General features: G+C 59.4%; 17 protein-coding genes. 8 read left to right on the top strand and 9 right to left on the bottom strand.

Annotation, left to right across the window (positions count from 1 at the left end):
* Nucleotides 1-73: 73 nt before the first annotated feature.
* The 3 genes from NB231_RS12935 to NB231_RS20365 form a co-directional block, all read right to left on the bottom strand.
* Nucleotides 74-565, bottom strand: coding sequence for a restriction endonuclease (locus NB231_RS12935; RefSeq protein WP_005003585.1), 492 nt, complete (start codon nucleotides 563-565; stop codon nucleotides 74-76).
* An 804-nt stretch (nucleotides 566-1,369) separates the two neighbouring features.
* Nucleotides 1,370-2,689: an IS4 family transposase gene (locus NB231_RS12945; RefSeq protein WP_005000804.1), complete on the bottom strand. Its 1,320-nt coding sequence runs from the start codon at nucleotides 2,687-2,689 to the stop codon at nucleotides 1,370-1,372.
* 347 nt (nucleotides 2,690-3,036) lie between these two features.
* Nucleotides 3,037-3,714, bottom strand: a complete 678-nt coding sequence (locus NB231_RS20365; protein ID WP_198007301.1) for a YozE family protein — start codon at nucleotides 3,712-3,714, stop codon at nucleotides 3,037-3,039.
* Between the two features lie 146 nt (nucleotides 3,715-3,860).
* On the opposite strand from NB231_RS20365, the gene NB231_RS12955 reads away from it, so the two are divergent.
* Complete coding sequence (locus NB231_RS12955; protein WP_005003591.1) at nucleotides 3,861-4,823, top strand: integron integrase; 963 nt, start codon at nucleotides 3,861-3,863, stop codon at nucleotides 4,821-4,823.
* Between the two features lie 110 nt (nucleotides 4,824-4,933).
* Here the strand turns inward: NB231_RS12955 and NB231_RS12960 are convergent, their stop codons facing one another.
* Nucleotides 4,934-5,869 (bottom strand): TIGR01777 family oxidoreductase, encoded by a 936-nt coding sequence (locus NB231_RS12960; protein ID WP_005003592.1) that lies wholly within the window; start codon nucleotides 5,867-5,869, stop codon nucleotides 4,934-4,936.
* A 238-nt stretch (nucleotides 5,870-6,107) separates the two neighbouring features.
* Here NB231_RS12960 and NB231_RS12965 point away from each other — a divergent pair, with 238 nt between their 5' ends.
* The 7 genes from NB231_RS12965 (at nucleotide 6,108) to modC (ending at nucleotide 11,693) form a co-directional block, all read left to right on the top strand.
* The gene (locus NB231_RS12965; RefSeq protein WP_005003594.1) at nucleotides 6,108-6,737 is read left to right on the top strand and encodes a peptidylprolyl isomerase; all 630 of its coding nucleotides are present in this window, start codon (nucleotides 6,108-6,110) and stop codon (nucleotides 6,735-6,737) included.
* Between the two features lie 24 nt (nucleotides 6,738-6,761).
* Nucleotides 6,762-7,622 carry a transporter gene (locus NB231_RS12970; protein WP_084766334.1) on the top strand — a complete coding sequence of 287 codons (861 nt, stop codon included), beginning with the start codon at nucleotides 6,762-6,764 and terminating at the stop codon, nucleotides 7,620-7,622.
* A 55-nt stretch (nucleotides 7,623-7,677) separates the two neighbouring features.
* The gene (locus NB231_RS12975; RefSeq protein ID WP_005003598.1) at nucleotides 7,678-8,313 is read left to right on the top strand and encodes an alpha/beta fold hydrolase; all 636 of its coding nucleotides are present in this window, start codon (nucleotides 7,678-7,680) and stop codon (nucleotides 8,311-8,313) included.
* A gap of 82 nt (nucleotides 8,314-8,395) precedes the next feature.
* Nucleotides 8,396-9,148 carry an META domain-containing protein gene (locus NB231_RS12980; RefSeq protein ID WP_050756109.1) on the top strand — a complete coding sequence of 251 codons (753 nt, stop codon included), beginning with the start codon at nucleotides 8,396-8,398 and terminating at the stop codon, nucleotides 9,146-9,148.
* A 154-nt stretch (nucleotides 9,149-9,302) separates the two neighbouring features.
* Entirely contained in the window at nucleotides 9,303-9,611 is a 309-nt protein-coding gene (locus tag NB231_RS12985; protein ID WP_005003603.1) for a CsbD family protein, read from the top strand.
* A gap of 346 nt (nucleotides 9,612-9,957) precedes the next feature.
* Nucleotides 9,958-10,635, top strand: a complete 678-nt coding sequence (gene modB, locus NB231_RS12990) for a molybdate ABC transporter permease subunit (RefSeq protein ID WP_040662398.1) — start codon at nucleotides 9,958-9,960, stop codon at nucleotides 10,633-10,635.
* Nucleotides 10,632-11,693 (top strand): molybdenum ABC transporter ATP-binding protein, encoded by a 1,062-nt coding sequence (gene modC, locus NB231_RS12995; RefSeq protein WP_005003609.1) that lies wholly within the window; start codon nucleotides 10,632-10,634, stop codon nucleotides 11,691-11,693. The genes modB and modC overlap by 4 nt, the downstream gene beginning before the upstream one ends.
* Before the next feature lie 275 nt (nucleotides 11,694-11,968).
* Here modC and NB231_RS17915 read toward each other — a convergent pair whose 3' ends face one another.
* The 5 genes from NB231_RS17915 to NB231_RS13020 all read right to left on the bottom strand — a co-directional run bounded on the left by NB231_RS17915 (nucleotide 11,969) and on the right by NB231_RS13020 (nucleotide 16,129).
* Nucleotides 11,969-12,136, bottom strand: coding sequence for a DUF1328 domain-containing protein (locus NB231_RS17915; RefSeq protein ID WP_040662401.1), 168 nt, complete (start codon nucleotides 12,134-12,136; stop codon nucleotides 11,969-11,971).
* A 108-nt stretch (nucleotides 12,137-12,244) separates the two neighbouring features.
* Entirely contained in the window at nucleotides 12,245-12,493 is a 249-nt protein-coding gene (locus NB231_RS13005) for a hypothetical protein (RefSeq protein ID WP_005003611.1), read from the bottom strand.
* Between the two features lie 780 nt (nucleotides 12,494-13,273).
* Complete coding sequence (locus tag NB231_RS13010; protein ID WP_005003612.1) at nucleotides 13,274-14,083, bottom strand: TOBE domain-containing protein; 810 nt, start codon at nucleotides 14,081-14,083, stop codon at nucleotides 13,274-13,276.
* A gap of 159 nt (nucleotides 14,084-14,242) precedes the next feature.
* The gene (gene mutM, locus NB231_RS13015) at nucleotides 14,243-15,061 is read right to left on the bottom strand and encodes a bifunctional DNA-formamidopyrimidine glycosylase/DNA-(apurinic or apyrimidinic site) lyase (protein ID WP_005003614.1); all 819 of its coding nucleotides are present in this window, start codon (nucleotides 15,059-15,061) and stop codon (nucleotides 14,243-14,245) included.
* Nucleotides 15,062-15,133: 72 nt separating this feature from the next.
* Nucleotides 15,134-16,129, bottom strand: a complete 996-nt coding sequence (locus NB231_RS13020) for an EAL and HDOD domain-containing protein (RefSeq protein WP_005003616.1) — start codon at nucleotides 16,127-16,129, stop codon at nucleotides 15,134-15,136.
* Between the last annotated feature and the right edge of the window lie 156 nt (nucleotides 16,130-16,285).

Consider the following 16,285-nt stretch of genomic DNA (forward strand, 5'->3'; position numbering starts at 1 on the left):
CCGAACGCGAAGCTCAGCCGACGCGAAACCGCGCAGCGGTTGAGTGGTCGGCTGGAGCGACTTGTTGGGCCACCTACGCCTTCCTTTCATCGATAACCTTTCCGTCTCGGATAACCTGGATGTGAACGCTATCAGTTACGGTCACAGAGTCACTGACACCGACAAACACCTGATTTAGAAACCTCAGCATGTAGTCTGAAGTTGTGCTCTGTGGATCTAGAGTGACATGCTGGATATTGGCGGAGGCTGCGACCTTTTTAGCCCCCCTCTGAAGTTCCATCGGGCTTACAACAATTCCTCCTTTTGCCCCAGTATCCTGAATGCGAAACGCTAAGGCAGCCATACTTTCTTGGTTTAGGCGCGATTTCGTATACCGGCGGCACTCGATGATAAGGAAGGCTTCGGCCCCTTCGCTAACTCCTTTCGCATCGATCTCCCACTCCGTACCTGAGTTTCCGGCAACGAGCTGTTTTCCTTCAACGTGACCAAGTTCGAAGTGTTCAGCAAACTGATCTAACAGATGCTGTGCAACCTTTTCGTATGACTGCCATGCTTTCGTCGCCACTTCGATCTCCTATTGCGGCCCAACGGAGTTGGCGATGAGCGGTCCCCGTGCGTCGGGGCTCAATGCCCCGGCGCATGGGGGGCTCGATCGCCAGTTCGGCGGCGCTTCGCGCCGGCACTGAATCGAACGAAGGGAGCGCGAGATTAGGCATCAAGCCCGTCCCTCCGCTTGTTGGGTGCCCCCGACCAGCCTTGGTGCCTAATCTCGCGCTTTCCGCGCTCATCGCCAACTCCGTTCAGTGGCGCGAAGCGCCGCTGAACGCAGAGCTAACGTGCTGGGTGGAGCGAAGCGGAACCCAGTCACGTTGAGCGCCGTGTTAGCTGTTGCGTTACTTTGAATTATTGTCGGGCTGTTTCGGTGCGTATGTTTTCTCGCATTGATTTTTCTGACCGTCCGATTGGCGCTCCAGATATACGGTCCAAATACGCTGCCCCTCGTATTGCACTTTTTCTACATCAATAAGGCGCCAGCCGATTGAATACATATCGTGAAGGGTTGGTTTCTTGTTGCCTAGCAACTCAATCCCTAACTCGTCATAGAAACACTTGTGGTCACAATTGAGGGGCTCATCTAGTCCAGGCGGGACGGAACTACCCTCGGAATCCGTAGTTTTAGCGATGAACTGACACGATTCTAATTGATATGCGGGCGCGCCGAACGCGCCATTTGCCGCACAAAGGAACGCCAGCCCAATGCCACAGTTTCGAATGCACGCTTTCATGTTTTACTCCAGCTAACGGAGTTGGCGATGAGCGGTCCCCGTGCGTCGGGGCTCAATGCATCCCATTACACACATCGTCATACCTAGTTGAGCTGTCGGGCATAGCGGGCACCCTCGACGAAGACGGCGATCTCCTGCAGGCCGAGCCAGATGGTTTTGGCTCCCGGTTCGCCATCGTGCTTGCGGGCGAGAAAGCCCCCGCGCTGAGCAATCAGGCGTAACACAGTATTGAGAGGCGGCACTTGCCTGGGTATAGGCTTTTTGTTGAGGATGAACGCCGCTCGCCACTCGTCGGGCTCGAATACGAGATCGGCCGGCAAGTCGGGGAGAGTGCGCCCGAGTCGCATCAACCGATTGATCCGCCAGGCGATCACCATATACAGCGCCAGGGCGGTTTGCAGGCGCTCGGTGTCGGCCAGCTGTAGCTGCTCGACCCGACAGCCTTCCTTGAGCACGAGGAAAAACAGCTCGATTTCCCAACGCGCGCGGTACCAATCGATCAGCTCGACGGCCGCCTCCAGCGTGGGAGCCGCCCGGTTGGTCAAAAGCCGCCACACTACCGGTTTGGCACCGGCAGGTGGGTTGACCTCCGAGGCAATCAGGCAGGTCACTTCGAACGGATTGCCCTGCTTGTTTGGTACGGCCACGCGCTGCACGCGCACGGCTTGTTCGACTGAACGGGCCTTGCGCCCGCGCCCGGCGGGCAGCTCAAAGCGCACGTGCCCCAATGGCGCGCTCGCCATGACCCGATCCCAGAGCTTGCCGCCTTCGGGCAGTACCCGGTTGTGCTGGCAGCGCACCAGGTAGTCCGCCGGATAGCCTAGCTCATGCGCCCTGACCAGCAGCGCCAGAATGTCCGACTCGCGGTCGCCGACACAGACCTGCCGCGTCTTGGCCAACTCGTCGGCCTGTTCAGCGATCCGCTCATAGCTCTCTACCCAACGCACACTCTCTAGCAGCCCGCCGCGCGGTTCATCGCCCGCTTTGAAGGCACGCGCCCAGCTCCACGCGTTGATCACCCCCAGTGGTTCGCGCTGCGGTGTCACTACGTACGTCGGATGCAGATACATTCCGCGCTGGGCCTCGTAGCTCAGCGGCCCCAGCCCCTGCATCGTCCGGCCGTTGTAGTCCAGCTCTGTCGTGTCCTGCAGGCATAGCACCACCGCGTGCTCACGCATACGCGCCTGGCTCGCCCTGGCGTGCGCCGTCAGCACCTCCTCCCAGCCCACCTGCGCATTGTGCAAAAACCGATAGGCCGCCGCCGTCTCCGCCCAGCTCTCGCACGCTCCGGGAATGCTCGCCCCCGGCTTTTGCCCTAGCCGTTCAGCCAATAGCACGGCCCGTTGGTTCAACCGCTGATCACCCAGGTCAATCGTCTCGAACTCTGCGTTCGCCCAGCCCATCTTTCCGCACCTCCAGTGCTTCGCACACTCATATGGTACGGATTTATGTGTAATGGGATGGGCTCAATGCCCCGGCGCATGGGGGGCTCGATCGCCAGTTCGGCGGCGTTTCGCGCCGGCACTGAATCGAACGAAGGGAGCGCGAGATTAGGCATCAAGCCCGTCCCTCCGCTTGTTGAGTACTCTGGTCAGCCTTGGTGCCTAATCTCGCGCTTTCCGCGCTCATCGCCAACTCCGTTCGGTGGCGCGAAGCGCCGCTGAACGCTTGAGCTCAGGGGCGCTTGAGGCGGCAGCCGCTTTGCGGCAGCAAAGCGGCTGACGGGTCAAGCGTCCTCTGCAGCGATTGGTTAGAGGTCGCCCGCACCCTTGCCACCATTACATTTGCGACACAGCACCCACAAGTTTTCTGGATCATTCGTACCCCCTTTTACGACTGCCACTTTGTGATCAATCTCGAGTCGAACCGACGCTCTGTCCGATGCGGAGAGACCACAAAGTTGGCACCGATATCCATCTCGGCGAAGTATCTCAAATCGTAGTTTTGGGGGTATGGCATCACGACTTGATCTTGAGGCTCGAAACTCTCGCAGCGCCTCATCAAGTGCAACCAAAGCTAGCGAATCTGCTGCACGACGGCGAAGATGTTCCCGAAGCTTGGCTCGTGACTCAGTATTCCGTGGAAATAACGGATCTGAAGCTACGTCTGTTGCAAGGTCCCCAATCAAATCATCCCGGTCGGCCTGACGCAGAAGCCACCGGTGGAATCGTGACGTTGTAGGTTTGAGAAGTTTCGGTTTGAGCTTGAATATGCTTCTCGCGGATGAGGGACGAGCGTATTTGCGAGGGGATGCGGCGCGCAATTTCTTGAGCCCACGCTTCGTGGCATCGAGCCGAGCCTTGGCTTTGCGGATATGGGCATCGTCGGAGAAGTGCGATTCCGCTTCGAAGCTATCGCAAATGGCACAAAAGTATGTCGAACTCTGACCCTCTGCTTCGTCGCCATGGAGGTAGTAGCGGGCTGGCATGCGACCTCTAACTACAAGTAGAAATCCTAAATGACGCCTTGCAAGGCGTCGAAGTTAAAGTATAGTTCTGTTCTATACTTGATGATACAAGCACTTGCGTGAAATATGGAATGCTACACGTCGAACCCAAGGATGGGAGAAACGTCATGCCACAGGAGCCACGCCTGCTCGATCAGGTCCGCGATCGCATCCGCTTCCGCCACTACAGTATCCGCACCGAGCAAGCCTATCTGGGATGGATCCGTCGTTTCATCCTCTTCCACAGAAAACGTCATCCGCGCGACATGGGGGCGCCGGAAGTCGAGCGGTTCCTATCGGCGTTGGCGACTGAATACAACGTCGCGGCGTCCACACAGAATCAGGCGCTCAGTGCCATCCTATTTTTATATCGCGAAGTGCTGGGAATCGAGCTGCCTTGGCTCGATGGAGTCAAGCGAGCGAAGCGTCCGCAACGTCTGCCCGTTGTGCTCACGCGAGAGGAAATCCGCTCCGTGCTGGCGCATCTGCAAGGCCGTAACGCGCTGATGGCGTCATTGCTGTATGGCGCCGGGTTGCGGTTGCTGGAATGCGTTCGCCTGCGGGTGAAAGATGTCGAGCTCGACCGGCGGCAAATCGTGGTTCGGGATGGGAAAGGCGGACGGGATCGGGTGACACTGCTGCCGGAGTCGATGCGGCCGTCGCTCGAAGAGCAGATCGACCGTGTTCGAGAAATCCATAATCAGGATCTGACCGATGGCTTTGGTGCCGTTTGGCTGCCGCACGCGCTTGCACGCAAATATCCCAACGCGCCGCGGGAGTTCGGCTGGCAGTACGTGTTCCCGTCGGCGAAGCGCTCCACCGACCCGCGCTCGGGCCGCCGGGGGCGGCATCACATTGACGAACAGACGCTGCAGCGGGCGGTGAAACAGGCCGTGCGCGCGGCGGGTGTGTCGAAACCCGCCTCCTGCCATACGTTCCGGCACTCGTTCGCCACCCATCTACTGGAGGCGGGCTATGGTATCCGCACGATTCAGGAGCTGTTGGGGCACCGGGACGTGAATACCACGATGATCTATACGCACGTCGCGAACTGCGGCGGCCGGGGTGTGCGCAGTCCACTGGATCGGTGATTCCAGGGCTGGTTGCACAAGCCACGTGCCGTCAAACGGCGACCGCAATCGCACCTGCTGTTGATAGGGTGAAATGCTGTGCATTGGCGGTGCCGGCGCGCTTTGCAGCGTCACGGGCCAGGGGCGATAGGCGGGCGCTCGCCGTGCGTTCCGAGGATATCCGTCAGGGCATCGCTTAGATGGGGATAGCGGAACTGAAAGCCGCTGTCCAAAGCTCGTTGGGGTAATACTCGCTGGCCGGTCAGGAAGAGATGCGCCATTTCGCCTTGAGTAAGGCGCACTAGCCAGCCTGGGATGCGGAGTCGGGCCGGGCGGTTTAGGGCTTGCCCCAGGGTTTTGGCGAAATCGCGGTTGGTTTGCGGATGCGGGCTGGTGGCGTTGAAGGGGCCGTGCAGCTTTGGATTGTCGATTAGGTGCTGCGCCAGGGCGATCCAGTCGTCGATGTGAATCCAGGACAGCCACTGCCGACCATCGCCGAGGTAGCCGCCCAGCCCGCGGCGAAAGGCGGGCAGTAGGCCGGCAAGCGGTCCGCCGTCGGGGCCCAGGACCGCACCCGAGCGCATTAGACAGACTCGCGTCCCGGCGGCCTCGGTCGCGAGCGCGGCTTGCTCCCAGGCCTGACACAAGCGGGACTGGTATTCCTCTCCCGCGCTCGCCTGTTCGTCGAGCCGGGTGGCGCCGCGTGCTCCGTAATAGCCCACGGCCGAGCCGCTGATCAGCACGGGGGAGGCGTCGGTGAGGCTGTTGATGTACTCGACTACCTGCTGGGTGACCCCGACGCGGCTTTCCACGAAACGGCGTTTGCGGGTCCGAGTCCAGCGGCCGCTCGCGAGGTTTTGCCCGGCCAAGTTGAAAATGACTTGCGGGGCGGATTCGGGTGGGATGTCCTGCAGGTTGACCACGGCGCGGACGGCTTGGCCGAGACGCTGCTGCGCTCGCGCTACCTCCCGTGTCAGGACAAACACCTGCCAGTTCCTATTGAGGTAATGCCGGTACAGCGCGCCGCCGATGAAACCCGTTCCTCCGGTGATCAGCACGGTGGCCATGCGCGATGCCCTCTTTGCAGACCGTTGCAGCGGTTGGCCTGAGCGGGGCCGATGTTCGGCATCGCCTCATGTCCGCTCCAGGCGCGTGACGAAGTCAGTATAGTCGGATAAGGTCGGGCAGATGGCGATGGTGCAATACGGTATGGTCCGCTGGAAGCTCACAGCGTTTCGCCCTAATGGCAGGGTCTGTGGCAGAGCGGTGTGTTTCAATAAACGCCATGACAAATGAGGTGACGAAATGTCGGAGCGGTTTAGACTGCGCGTGATGCTGCTTGTCTCGCTTAGCCTGCTGCTTTTTGGCTCGGCGCTTGTCGCGGCGCCGACGCAAAGCGCACCACGCGTGTTGTTCGATACCAGTGCGGGCCGTTTCGTTGCGGAGCTCTATCCGCAGAAAGCGCCGACGACAGTAAAGAACTTTTTGCGTTATGTGCGCGAAGGCTTCTATGAGGGCACGATCTTTCACCGGGTGATCTCGGGTTTCGTCATTCAAGGGGGTGGCTATACCGCCGATTTTGAGCATAAGCCGACCCATCCCCCGATTAAAAACGAAGCCGATAACGGCTTGCGTAACGAACGCGGAACGCTCGCCATGGCGCGGACCCCCGATCCCGACTCCGCCACCAGCCAGTTTTTCATCAACCTGGTTGATAACGCGACTTTGGATCGGCATTCCGCCTCGGTCGTCGGCGCGGGGTATGCCGTATTCGGTAAGGTGGTCGAAGGCATGAACGTAATCGATGCGATCGCTCAAGCTAAAACCGGTTCCGCCGGGCCTTTCCCGCAGGACGTTCCTCGCCCGGCGATCGTCATTCGTGATGTGCAGGTGTTAGAAAACGGTTCGGCGGCCGAGGCCAGCCAAGCGCGGTGAGCGACAGCGCGCAGTGACGCGGTAATGACATTGCTTGAAATGATGGGGCGTACCTTCACGCTGCGGGGCATGGGGGGATGTCTTTGCGCGGCGATGTTTTGCTTGGCCGCGGTGCTGATTGGTGCCGCTGCAGCGGCCGAGCCGGCAGCAGGCAACTCCGAATACAATTTTCTAGGCGTGCGCAAAGCCCCCCTTAACAAGCCGATTACGACCGACCGGCCGAGCTTCGGGGATGCCCCCGTTACCGTGCCGTCCGGGCATTTTTTGCTCGAGTCCGGTTATCGTTATGGCCGCGACGGGGACGACAGTGTTCATAATGGGCCTGTGCTGTTGCTGCGCTCGGGTCTGGCCCGAAACCTCGAGTTGCGTCTTGGTTGGGATGGCTACGTCTATGGCAGCAACAATCGGGAAGGCTTCGGCAACACCCGGGTTGGGTTGAAGGTGCAAGCGCTGCGCGAGCAGGGTCCGGTTCCAAGTCTGGTCGTGATTCCGGAGCTCGTCCTCCCCACGGGGGACGCGAACGTCGTGACCGACGAGGTCGAGCCCATGGTGCGCATCGCCTGGGGCCACAGTCTCACGCCATCTACCGCGATCAGTGGCAATTTCAACGTTGCAGCACGTGCCGACGCTGACAGCAGCAAACATCGGCTTGCATACGCCGCTTCCCTTGCGACGGGCTTTGCGCTGAGTACCCGGGTCTCCGGCTATGTCGAATATTTCGGTATCTTTCGCGAAAGCGGGCTCGGTCGGGATACCCATTCGATTGACTCGGGGCTTGCTTATTTGGTCAGTAATCGACTCCAACTCGATGCCTTTGTCGGCGCCGGTTTGAATGACGCGGCTCAGGATATGTTTGCGGGTGCTGGCATCTCGCATCTGTGGTAGACAACGACCCGACTGTCCGCGCTGGCTCGCGCTCGGTCGAGGCATAGGTTTATCGATGGTCGAAATCGCTAAAGATTCCTGGCTGATCGACGGCCCGGAAAGTGAGTTGAGCGTCGTGCTCGCCCACGGCGCCGGCGCGCCCATGGACAGCGAGTTCATGAATGTCATGGCCGCAGGGATGGCGCGGCACGGTTTGCGCGTGGTGCGTTTCGAGTTCCCCTACATGGCCGCCCGCCGCGGTGACGGTAAAAAGCGGCCACCGGATCGTGAACCTACATTGCTCGAGTGCTGGCGTGGGGTTCTGCGTGAGCTCGGCGCGGCCGAGCGCCGGGTGATCGGCGGTAAGTCCCTCGGCGGCCGTATGGCGAGCCTGATCGCCGATGAGCTTGGCGTGGCCGGCCTGATTTGCCTCGGCTATCCTTTTCATCCTCCGGGCCGGCCGGAGCGGCTGCGCATCGATCATCTGCGATCCCTGCAAACCCCGGCCCTGATCCTACAGGGCGAGCGCGATTCCCTGGGGCGGCGCGATGAAGTCTTGGGCTACCCGCTAGCTCCGGCCATTCGGCTCGACTGGCTGCCGGACGGCGATCACTCGTTCAAACCCCGACAAGCCTCGGGGCGCACGTTGGCGGATAATCTGGCGCAGGCGGTGCAGTGGGCTACGGCCTTCATCGACCGCTTGCCCCGCTAAGTTTGATTGTCGGGAGTCAGTCGGGACGTGCTGCGGGCCTTGAATATAGATGTACTTTATAGCTGGCGCGGGAGTACTTTGCGTGACGCATTTTGCAGGCCTGGCTTGGGCCCATTTGCTCGCGGCGACCGCCGTTGGCGGGGTGGCGCCGAACAGCCTGGCTAACGGAGCCTATCCTGAATGCTGCAAGATCGCGCCGGCAAGTGTTGCCGAGCGTCTGCCGTTCAAGGCCGCCGGCAACGAACCGGGCTGGTCGCTGACGATTAGTGATGAGCGCATGGAGCTCAAGTGGAACTATGGTCAGGATCGGATGAGCACGCCCCGGCCGCCGCGACACCCGACCCGCGCCGGCTACCGCTATGCCACTTCCACCGCGGCGCATGCCGTTACGGTGCATGTCGCCGATCGCCTCTGCCGCGATTCCATGACGGGCCTGCCGTATCCGCGCCGCGTGACCGTGCAAATCGATGCTGAGACGTTAACAGGCTGCGGTGGGTCGCCAGTCTCGCTACTTCGGGGCGATGAGTGGGTTGTCGAGGACATTGCAGGCAAAGGCCTCATCGACAGCTCACGCGTCACGTTAAATTTCGGCGCAAATGGGCGCCTTGCTGGCCGTGCCGGCTGTAATACGTACCATGCCCACTACGAGCTGACCGGTGAACGACTGATCGTCGGCGACATCGCGACGACCCGCAGAGCGTGCGCGCCCGCCCTCGAACGGCAGGAAACGGTGTTTCTTCGGCTCTTGCGCGCTGCGCACGGCTTTAATCTAACCACCGATGGCGCCCTCGTTATCCGCACGGCGACCGGTACATCAATAGAAGCCCGTCGCTGAACATCGATCACTGGCCGTGTTCATCGGCGCCGTAGGGCTGGGAAAGCCGATAAGAGGGAACATATTTTATCATCGCTTGTCTCAACCAATAGACCATCTTTTAGATGGTCTATTTGTAGCGATAAACCATGTAAGTAAGCATGGGGAGGTCCTTATGAGTGATAAGTGGGAAGCTCACAATATACCGTCAGAAGACGGCCGAATGCGCAGCCCCAGTTTGACCTGGAACGATGTCCAAGGTAAGTGGCATGAATACAAGGGGAAGGCTCGGCAAAAATGGGGATTGCTCACCAACGACGATATGGATCTCATTGGGGGTTATTACGAAGAGTTATCCGGAAAAATCCAGAAAGTCTATAACATCAGTAAGGAAGAAGCTGACCAGCAAATAGAGGAATGGTTAAAGGGTCACGAGGACTCTTCTAGTATAGGTAGCGAAGGAAATTCGACCTCGTCAATTTAATACTCATCTTATGTTGTAAGGGAAGCTGATTTATTCGCCCTGTCAAGTGCAGGTCGGCCTGGATTACGCAAACCAGGGAAGGTTTCGTAATCCAATGGAGCCAAATAAAGCTGGATAGCGATTCCGGATGGCATTTCGGGGCATGCGTCATGGATGTCACGGATAGCTCAGCTTTCCAAATCTTGAATCGACTCCGAGTTAAGCGACGACTTTGAATAATCTGCTCAAGCGGTGAACGTCGTGCTCGGTATCGCACCCCGTGTTCGGGCAGCCAGCGCTGCCTGTGCTCTCAGCATTGACAGCGCGCTATGTAAAAAAGAATATAGCGTTTCTCGGGGTGGAATCCATGATCGACCAGGCCGATTTTACCGCCGCCGTACTCACCTTCGAGCTGGCGGCCATCAGCACAACGATATTGTTGCTCCTCGGTACGCCGTTGGCGTGGTGGTTGGCGCACGCCCGCTTTCGTGGCAAAGCGGTGGTCGAAGCGATTGTCGGGCTGCCTCTGGTACTGCCGCCGACCGTGCTGGGTTTTTATCTGTTGGTGGCCCTCGGGCGCAATGGGCCGCTCGCTTGGCTGCTTGAGCCGCTCGGTGGAGGCGGGCTTGCGTTCACCTTCCAAGGGCTGGTTATCGGCTCGGTGATTTACTCGTTACCCTTTGTGGTGCAGCCGACCCAGGATGCCTTCACGCTCATCGGTCGCCGGCCTTTACAGGCGGCCGCGACCCTGCGGGCTGCGCCGCTGGATCGGTTCTTTACCATCGCCATACCGCAGGCGACTCGGGGGCTTGTGACCGGCGCCACGCTGGGTTTCGCCCACACGGTAGGAGAGTTCGGAGTGGTGCTGATGATCGGTGGTAACATCCCCGGGGAGACGCAAGTGCTGTCCATCGCCATCTACAATCACGTCGAGGCGCTGGAGTATGGCCGCGCGCACGTCCTCTCCGGTGCGCTGCTGGTGTTCTCTTTCGTGTTGCTGTTCCTTGTCTATGCCATCAATCGCCGCTTGCCGGGCCGCCTATGAGCTTGGAAGCCCGTTTCTGGCATAGCCGGGGCCGCTTCGTGCTGGACGCTCAGCTGCAGGCACCGACGCGGGCGGTTACCGTGCTGTTCGGCCACTCGGGCTGCGGCAAGAGCACGTTGTTGCATTGTCTGGCCGGATTGGAGCGTGCAGCTGGTCGCTGTCGATTGAATGGGACCTGGTGGCAACATGATGAGCGCAAGCTGTTCGTTCCGACCCATAAACGCCGCCTCGGCTTGGTTTTTCAGGATGCTCGGCTGTTCGAGCATCTGAGCGTCGCGGCCAACCTGCGCTATGCCACGCGCCGCAGCCGAGCCGGTGCCGCTGAGTGGAACACGGTAGTGGAACTGCTCGGGCTGGGGCCGTTGCTGCGCCAGACGGCGCCGACACTCTCCGGTGGTGAGCGGCAGCGCGTTGCCATTGCGCGCAGCCTGCTGGCGCGCCCCGAGGTATTGTTGCTCGACGAGCCGCTCGCTAGCCTCGATGCGGCGAGCAAGGCGGCTATTCTGCCTTACTTGGAGCGGCTGACCGCCGAGCTTGCGATGCCTATGGTCTATGTCACACACAGCGCCGATGAGCTGGTCCGGTTGGGGAATCAGGTCATTCTTATGGAGGCCGGTCGGACGTTGGAAGCAGGTCCCCTGGAGACGATGCTTTCGCGCCTTGACCTGCCGCTTGCCCATCGCGAGGATGCGAGCGCGGTGATCGCCGCGCAGGTACAGGGCTGGGATGAGGCGCTGCACCTGTCCATTCTGCGCCTGGGCGCGTTGCAGCTGCGGGTGCCGCAAATCCGCCCACGGGTGGGCCAGCCGGTGCGGTTACGGGTGCGGGCTCGGGATGTGAGCCTGACGCTGGACCCGCCGGGGCGCACCAGTATCCTCAATGTCCTGCCGGCGCAGGTTTTGGAGACCGCGGCTGATAGTCCGGGTCAGCACCTGGTGCGGTTGCGGATCGAAGATCAGATTCTGCTCTCGCGGATCTCCGAGCTCTCGCAGCGTCACCTGTGTCTGCAGCCCGGCATGGCGGTCTTCGCGCAGGTGAAGAGCGTGGCGCTCGTCTAGCCAACCAGTCTTGCGCCGTCGCGAGGTGTGGTGATTTGCCGATGGTGGTGCTCGCCGAGCTGCCTCTTAGTCGCTTCGAGCCGCCCAGTCCCATAGTGTGTTGGCAAGCGCTAGGGGACGGCTAGATTGAATCTTGGCGAAGGCGCTCGCCGCGGTTGTCAGCCGACATCTACCCACGGGCCGCACGACAAAAAAACAGGGTGCGGAATCAGCTGATTGCGTTTTCCACACCCTGCGTCTGGGTTGCCTTTACCAGTCGGTGAGCCGGACGGGCTTTAAGGGCGTGGGCCGCGGCGGTTGAGTATCAGCGAAACTATGAAAAGTATTACGAAGATGACGAACAGGATTTTTGCAAATCCCGCGGCTGCTCCCGCGACCCCTGAAAACCCGAAAAATGCAGCGATTAGAGCAACAACTAAAAATACTAATGCCCAATACAGCATTGATTCCTTCTCCTATGCGGATGACATTCGTTGATCCACTTGTCTTGGCATCTCGTCATAAGGTTGGACTCAAAACCGTACGGTTAGTTCTCTGTCCTCTTAACCGACTTAATTGTTTATTTCGTCTATCTCGTCCTCTGCGTTATCCATGGCATCTTCCATCGATTCGCCAGCTTCCTCTGCTTTCTCTTCCATTTTGTCCATGGCATTTTCGGTCCTATCTTCAGCCTGTTCAGCAGCTTGGTCGATGTTTTCACCCGCTTGCTCGGCGGGGCCTTCGGAGTCACCGCATGCAGTCAATGCAAAAGGAACAATGCTTGCGAGGAGCAGAAAGAAGATGAAAGTGCGTATTGTCATGATCGCCTCTCTATAATTAGTAGCTTGAACAACCAAATATTTAGCAAGTTATATGCCTAACTCTGATTAGCGCAGTTTGCTTGCAGTTTTCACTGAGATTGTAATCATTCCGTCAGTGCCTCGTGATTCCACGCGTATTCGATGGTCGATTACTCAGCGTAGCCGATCACGATAGTAGAGTCGCATGAGGGAGGGGCTAAGACAAGATGCTATTGTATCCTTTGGCCATGCGGCTTTCTTGCGGTAGAGGCAGCGCACGCGTAACGGCCTATCTCGCAGTAGATGGACATCTCACGGATCGTTAGCGGGCAGTCTTTCCTAAGCAGGGGGGAGATATTAGGGAAACTCTGGTCAATCACGTTCTCGTCATTCCGGCGAAAGCCAGACAAATCCGTAGGAACGGATTTGAACAGCTTCAGCTGGCCCGGAGAGCGCAAGCCAGGGAGGGTTTGCGTAGTCCAGTCAAATCAAGAATCTGGACACCGGCCTTCGCCGGTGTGACGAATAAATCAGAGGCTCCTTAGTCGAACGAGCGCGACCATTATGTCGCGAAATGGCGACATAATTTTTCGATGCCTGGCGTCGTATTTCTGGCGATAGCCGTGCTTTAGGGGAACCTTTGAAAATTCCGTTCATGCTTCGATAATGCAGCCGAGGGCGCAGCATGGACGGAATTTTATATTTAATTTCAATATGTTAAGCAATTCACTTCGCAGGACTTTATCTAAGTGCAACCGAAGGGTTCGGGGCGAGCGGATCAATGTAATCGGGATCATCAGGCTAATTGCTGAGGCCGATAATCACGCTCGATGCGTCAAAGATTGCACAAGCCGGCGTGCCGGGCTGAAGTTGCAAGCGGTCGGCGCTGGTGTTGGTGATCATTGCGGCAATGCTCTTATCCTGGCCGAGCTCGATGACCACATCACTGTTGACGGCACCACGGTGCACTCGGGCTACGCGCCCACAGAGTCGGTTGCGTGCGCTCAGATTGAGCGTGGCATCGGTGGTGATGACGATCGAGGAGGATTTGACGAGTGCGACGGCATTCGAACCTTGGGCCAAGCCTAGGCGCGTGAGACTCTCTTCGGTGATAACGGCAGTGATGTTCTGATTCTGGCCGAGGCTTAGTTGTACCTCGGCGTTGACGGCGCCGTGACGGATGGCGTTAATTTGTCCCCAGAGCTGGTTGCGGGCACTGGTCTGCAGATGCAGCCGCTCGAGCACTGGCATCATGGTTTCTAGGCCGTGGATCCGACGCGCGAGCCCGGCGAGGAAGCGCCGATGCTCTTGCTCGAGCTCGCGGAAGACCCGCACCAGTTGCACGCCGTGCTCGGTGAGTCGGGTTCCGCCGCCGCCGCGCCCCCCGGCGGCGCGCTTTACGAGGGCGTGATCGGAGAGATTATTCAGCGCTTCGATACGCTCCCAGGCCGTGCGGTAGCTGATGCCGGCGGCCTGGGCAGCGCGGGTGATCGAGCCCCGCGCGGCGATGGCCTCGAGCAGCTTGATTCCCTCTTCGGCAAGCAGTAACCCGGTGCGATAACGTACTTGAAGGCCGGCTTCCAGCGTCGGCTGCTGGTCGTCTTTACTCATCGCGGTGTGCACTCGATTTGCTTGGCTGTTGCCCTCCGACGATCCTGGGGAAAGGGCGGGAGAATTGTAACGAGAATGCGCACTGATTAAGAGACAGGCGATTCAGTATTCGTTGCCTCGCCAAGACAGCCGCTTGCGCGCATCGCCAACAAACCCCGGCTAAAATTGACAGCCGGGACAATAATAGGTGGCTCGCTGGCCAAGGCGTTCCATTCGAATAATGCCGGCGCAGCGCTGGCAGGCTGCGCCACCGCGGCCATAGACTTCGAGTCGCCGGTGGAAGTAGCCGGGCTGGCCGGTACTGTCAGTAAAATCTCGTAGCGTGGTGCCACCGGCTTCAATTGCCTCGGCGAGCACGCTTTTGACGGCTTGAACCAGGCGCGCGTAGCGGTTACGCCCGATGCACCCGGCTGAGCGCATGGGACGGATTGCGGCCCGATAGAGTGCCTCGTTGGCGTAGATGTTGCCTATGCCGACGACCGCGCGGCTATCCATCAATAAGGCTTTGGCGCAAATTCGACGTCCACGGCTAAGGCCATAGAGATAATCGGCATGGAAGGCACTGGACAGAGGCTCGGGACCTAGGCTTGCGAGCAGATGATGCTGCGCGGGGTCGCCGGTACACCAGTGCAGGCTGCCGAAGCGGCGCGGATCCGTGTAGCGCAGCGCCTGCCCGCTTGCCAGGATGATATCGAGGTGCGCATGCGCGAGCGGCGGGTCTTGTGCGGCAACCAGCCGTAAGCTGCCGGACATGCCTAGGTGCAGAATCAACGTGGCGTCGGCCTCGAGGCGGAAGAGCAGATACTTCGCCCGCCGTTGTATGCCGATGATGCGGCGATCTTCGGCCTGTCGGGGCAAGTTCTCGGCGATAGGCCAGCGCAAGCGCGCATCGCGGATAATGATCTTTGCAATGCGCCGGCCGCGCACGTGGGGTTCAATACCGCGCCGGGTGGTTTCCACTTCGGGTAGCTCGGGCATGGCGATTCGATCCCGCTTACTGGAGCCTTTTTACAATTAATTCACGCACGTGCGAATTAATTGAAACAGGCCCTAGGCAGAGCAGATATTCTCAGCCCAGCGTACGGCCTCGACGTATGCCTGATTGGTCGCCGCGGCGCTGAGTCCCAATGCCCGGATGCGCTCGATGCGTCCTATTTCCAGGTCTCTGACGGCGTCGAGTATCTCTCCCTCGCCACCTTCGCCACGTAACAGGGCCGCGGCGACGGCTTGGTTTACTGGCAGCCGCTCTAGGATCTGCTCCAAGGGAGCATCCAGCAGGGCATCGAGTCCTGATAGCAGTCCAACCATAAAATAGCGCGCGGGATGTTCCGCCCTGATAATGCGTGCGGCGGTCTCGCAAAAACGCGCCCGTATTATGATACTAACGGAGAGTTCGTGGGGTTTGCCTGGAATCGATGCGAGTGCCAGCAAGGCGGCCCATGTCCGTAGTTCCTGGGTTCCCAAATACAGTACGGCTTGACGTATGGAATCGATTCGTCGCGGCAGCGAAAAGAACGCTGAGTTCAAATAACGCAGCAATTTGTAGCTCAGCGCGAGGTCACGGCTGATGAGCTCCTCCAACTCGGCAACTTGCACATCCGCGCGTTGCAGTGCGGCTAGAAGCTCCAGGATACGCAGCCGATTGGCTGGTATGTCGCTGTTGCGCAGTGTACTCGGACGGCTGAGAAAGTAGCCTTGAAAGTAGTCGAAGCCCAAGCGCCTGCAGGCCTCGAAGACCTCTGGGGTCTCGATCTTCTCGGCCAGCAGCATGACCTTGAAGGGGCGCAGGAGCTGCACCTGCTCGGCCAGCTCCGAGAGGGTCAGCCGCGGCACCTCGACTTTGACCAGATCGGCACGCTGTAAGAGCGGTCGCAGGGCCGGATCGTAGATGAAATCATCGAGCGCGATGCGATAACCCGTTGCGCGCAGCAGCTCGAGTCCGTCGATGACCGCCGGTTCCGGCTTGGTATTTTCGAGTATCTCGAGAACGACTCGGTCGGTCGGGAGCGGAAGGTTATCGCGGCTGGCCACGAAGCTTCGGGTCATGTTGATGAACGCCAGACGATCGCCGACCAGCTCATCCAGTCCGAGACGGTGAATGTGTTAAGATAACCTCGGATGTGGCCCGGTCACCGTCCACTATGTGAGCGCTCGGCGCATCAGTATGGCGAAAAGCAGTTCGTAGCCGTACACTTCGAGGTG

It is taken from the genome of Nitrococcus mobilis Nb-231, from assembly GCF_000153205.1.
Classification (GTDB): domain Bacteria; phylum Pseudomonadota; class Gammaproteobacteria; order Nitrococcales; family Nitrococcaceae; genus Nitrococcus; species Nitrococcus mobilis.

Coding starts and splice junctions, on each gene's coding strand:
- modC (WP_005003609.1), top strand. CDS start 10,632: ATGAGCTTGGAAGCCCGTTTCTGGCATAGCCGGGGCCGCTTCGTGCTG.
- NB231_RS12965 (WP_005003594.1), top strand. CDS start 6,108: ATGTCGGAGCGGTTTAGACTGCGCGTGATGCTGCTTGTCTCGCTTAGC.
- NB231_RS13010 (WP_005003612.1), bottom strand. CDS start 14,083: ATGAGTAAAGACGACCAGCAGCCGACGCTGGAAGCCGGCCTTCAAGTA.
- NB231_RS12955 (WP_005003591.1), top strand. CDS start 3,861: ATGCCACAGGAGCCACGCCTGCTCGATCAGGTCCGCGATCGCATCCGC.
- NB231_RS12960 (WP_005003592.1), bottom strand. CDS start 5,869: ATGGCCACCGTGCTGATCACCGGAGGAACGGGTTTCATCGGCGGCGCG.
- NB231_RS20365 (WP_198007301.1), bottom strand. CDS start 3,714: ATGCCAGCCCGCTACTACCTCCATGGCGACGAAGCAGAGGGTCAGAGT.
- modB (WP_040662398.1), top strand. CDS start 9,958: ATGATCGACCAGGCCGATTTTACCGCCGCCGTACTCACCTTCGAGCTG.
- mutM (WP_005003614.1), bottom strand. CDS start 15,061: ATGCCCGAGCTACCCGAAGTGGAAACCACCCGGCGCGGTATTGAACCC.
- NB231_RS12970 (WP_084766334.1), top strand. CDS start 6,762: ATGACATTGCTTGAAATGATGGGGCGTACCTTCACGCTGCGGGGCATG.
- NB231_RS13005 (WP_005003611.1), bottom strand. CDS start 12,493: ATGACAATACGCACTTTCATCTTCTTTCTGCTCCTCGCAAGCATTGTT.
- NB231_RS13020 (WP_005003616.1), bottom strand. CDS start 16,129: ATGACCCGAAGCTTCGTGGCCAGCCGCGATAACCTTCCGCTCCCGACC.
- NB231_RS12975 (WP_005003598.1), top strand. CDS start 7,678: ATGGTCGAAATCGCTAAAGATTCCTGGCTGATCGACGGCCCGGAAAGT.
- NB231_RS17915 (WP_040662401.1), bottom strand. CDS start 12,136: ATGCTGTATTGGGCATTAGTATTTTTAGTTGTTGCTCTAATCGCTGCA.
- NB231_RS12945 (WP_005000804.1), bottom strand. CDS start 2,689: ATGGGCTGGGCGAACGCAGAGTTCGAGACGATTGACCTGGGTGATCAG.
- NB231_RS12985 (WP_005003603.1), top strand. CDS start 9,303: ATGAGTGATAAGTGGGAAGCTCACAATATACCGTCAGAAGACGGCCGA.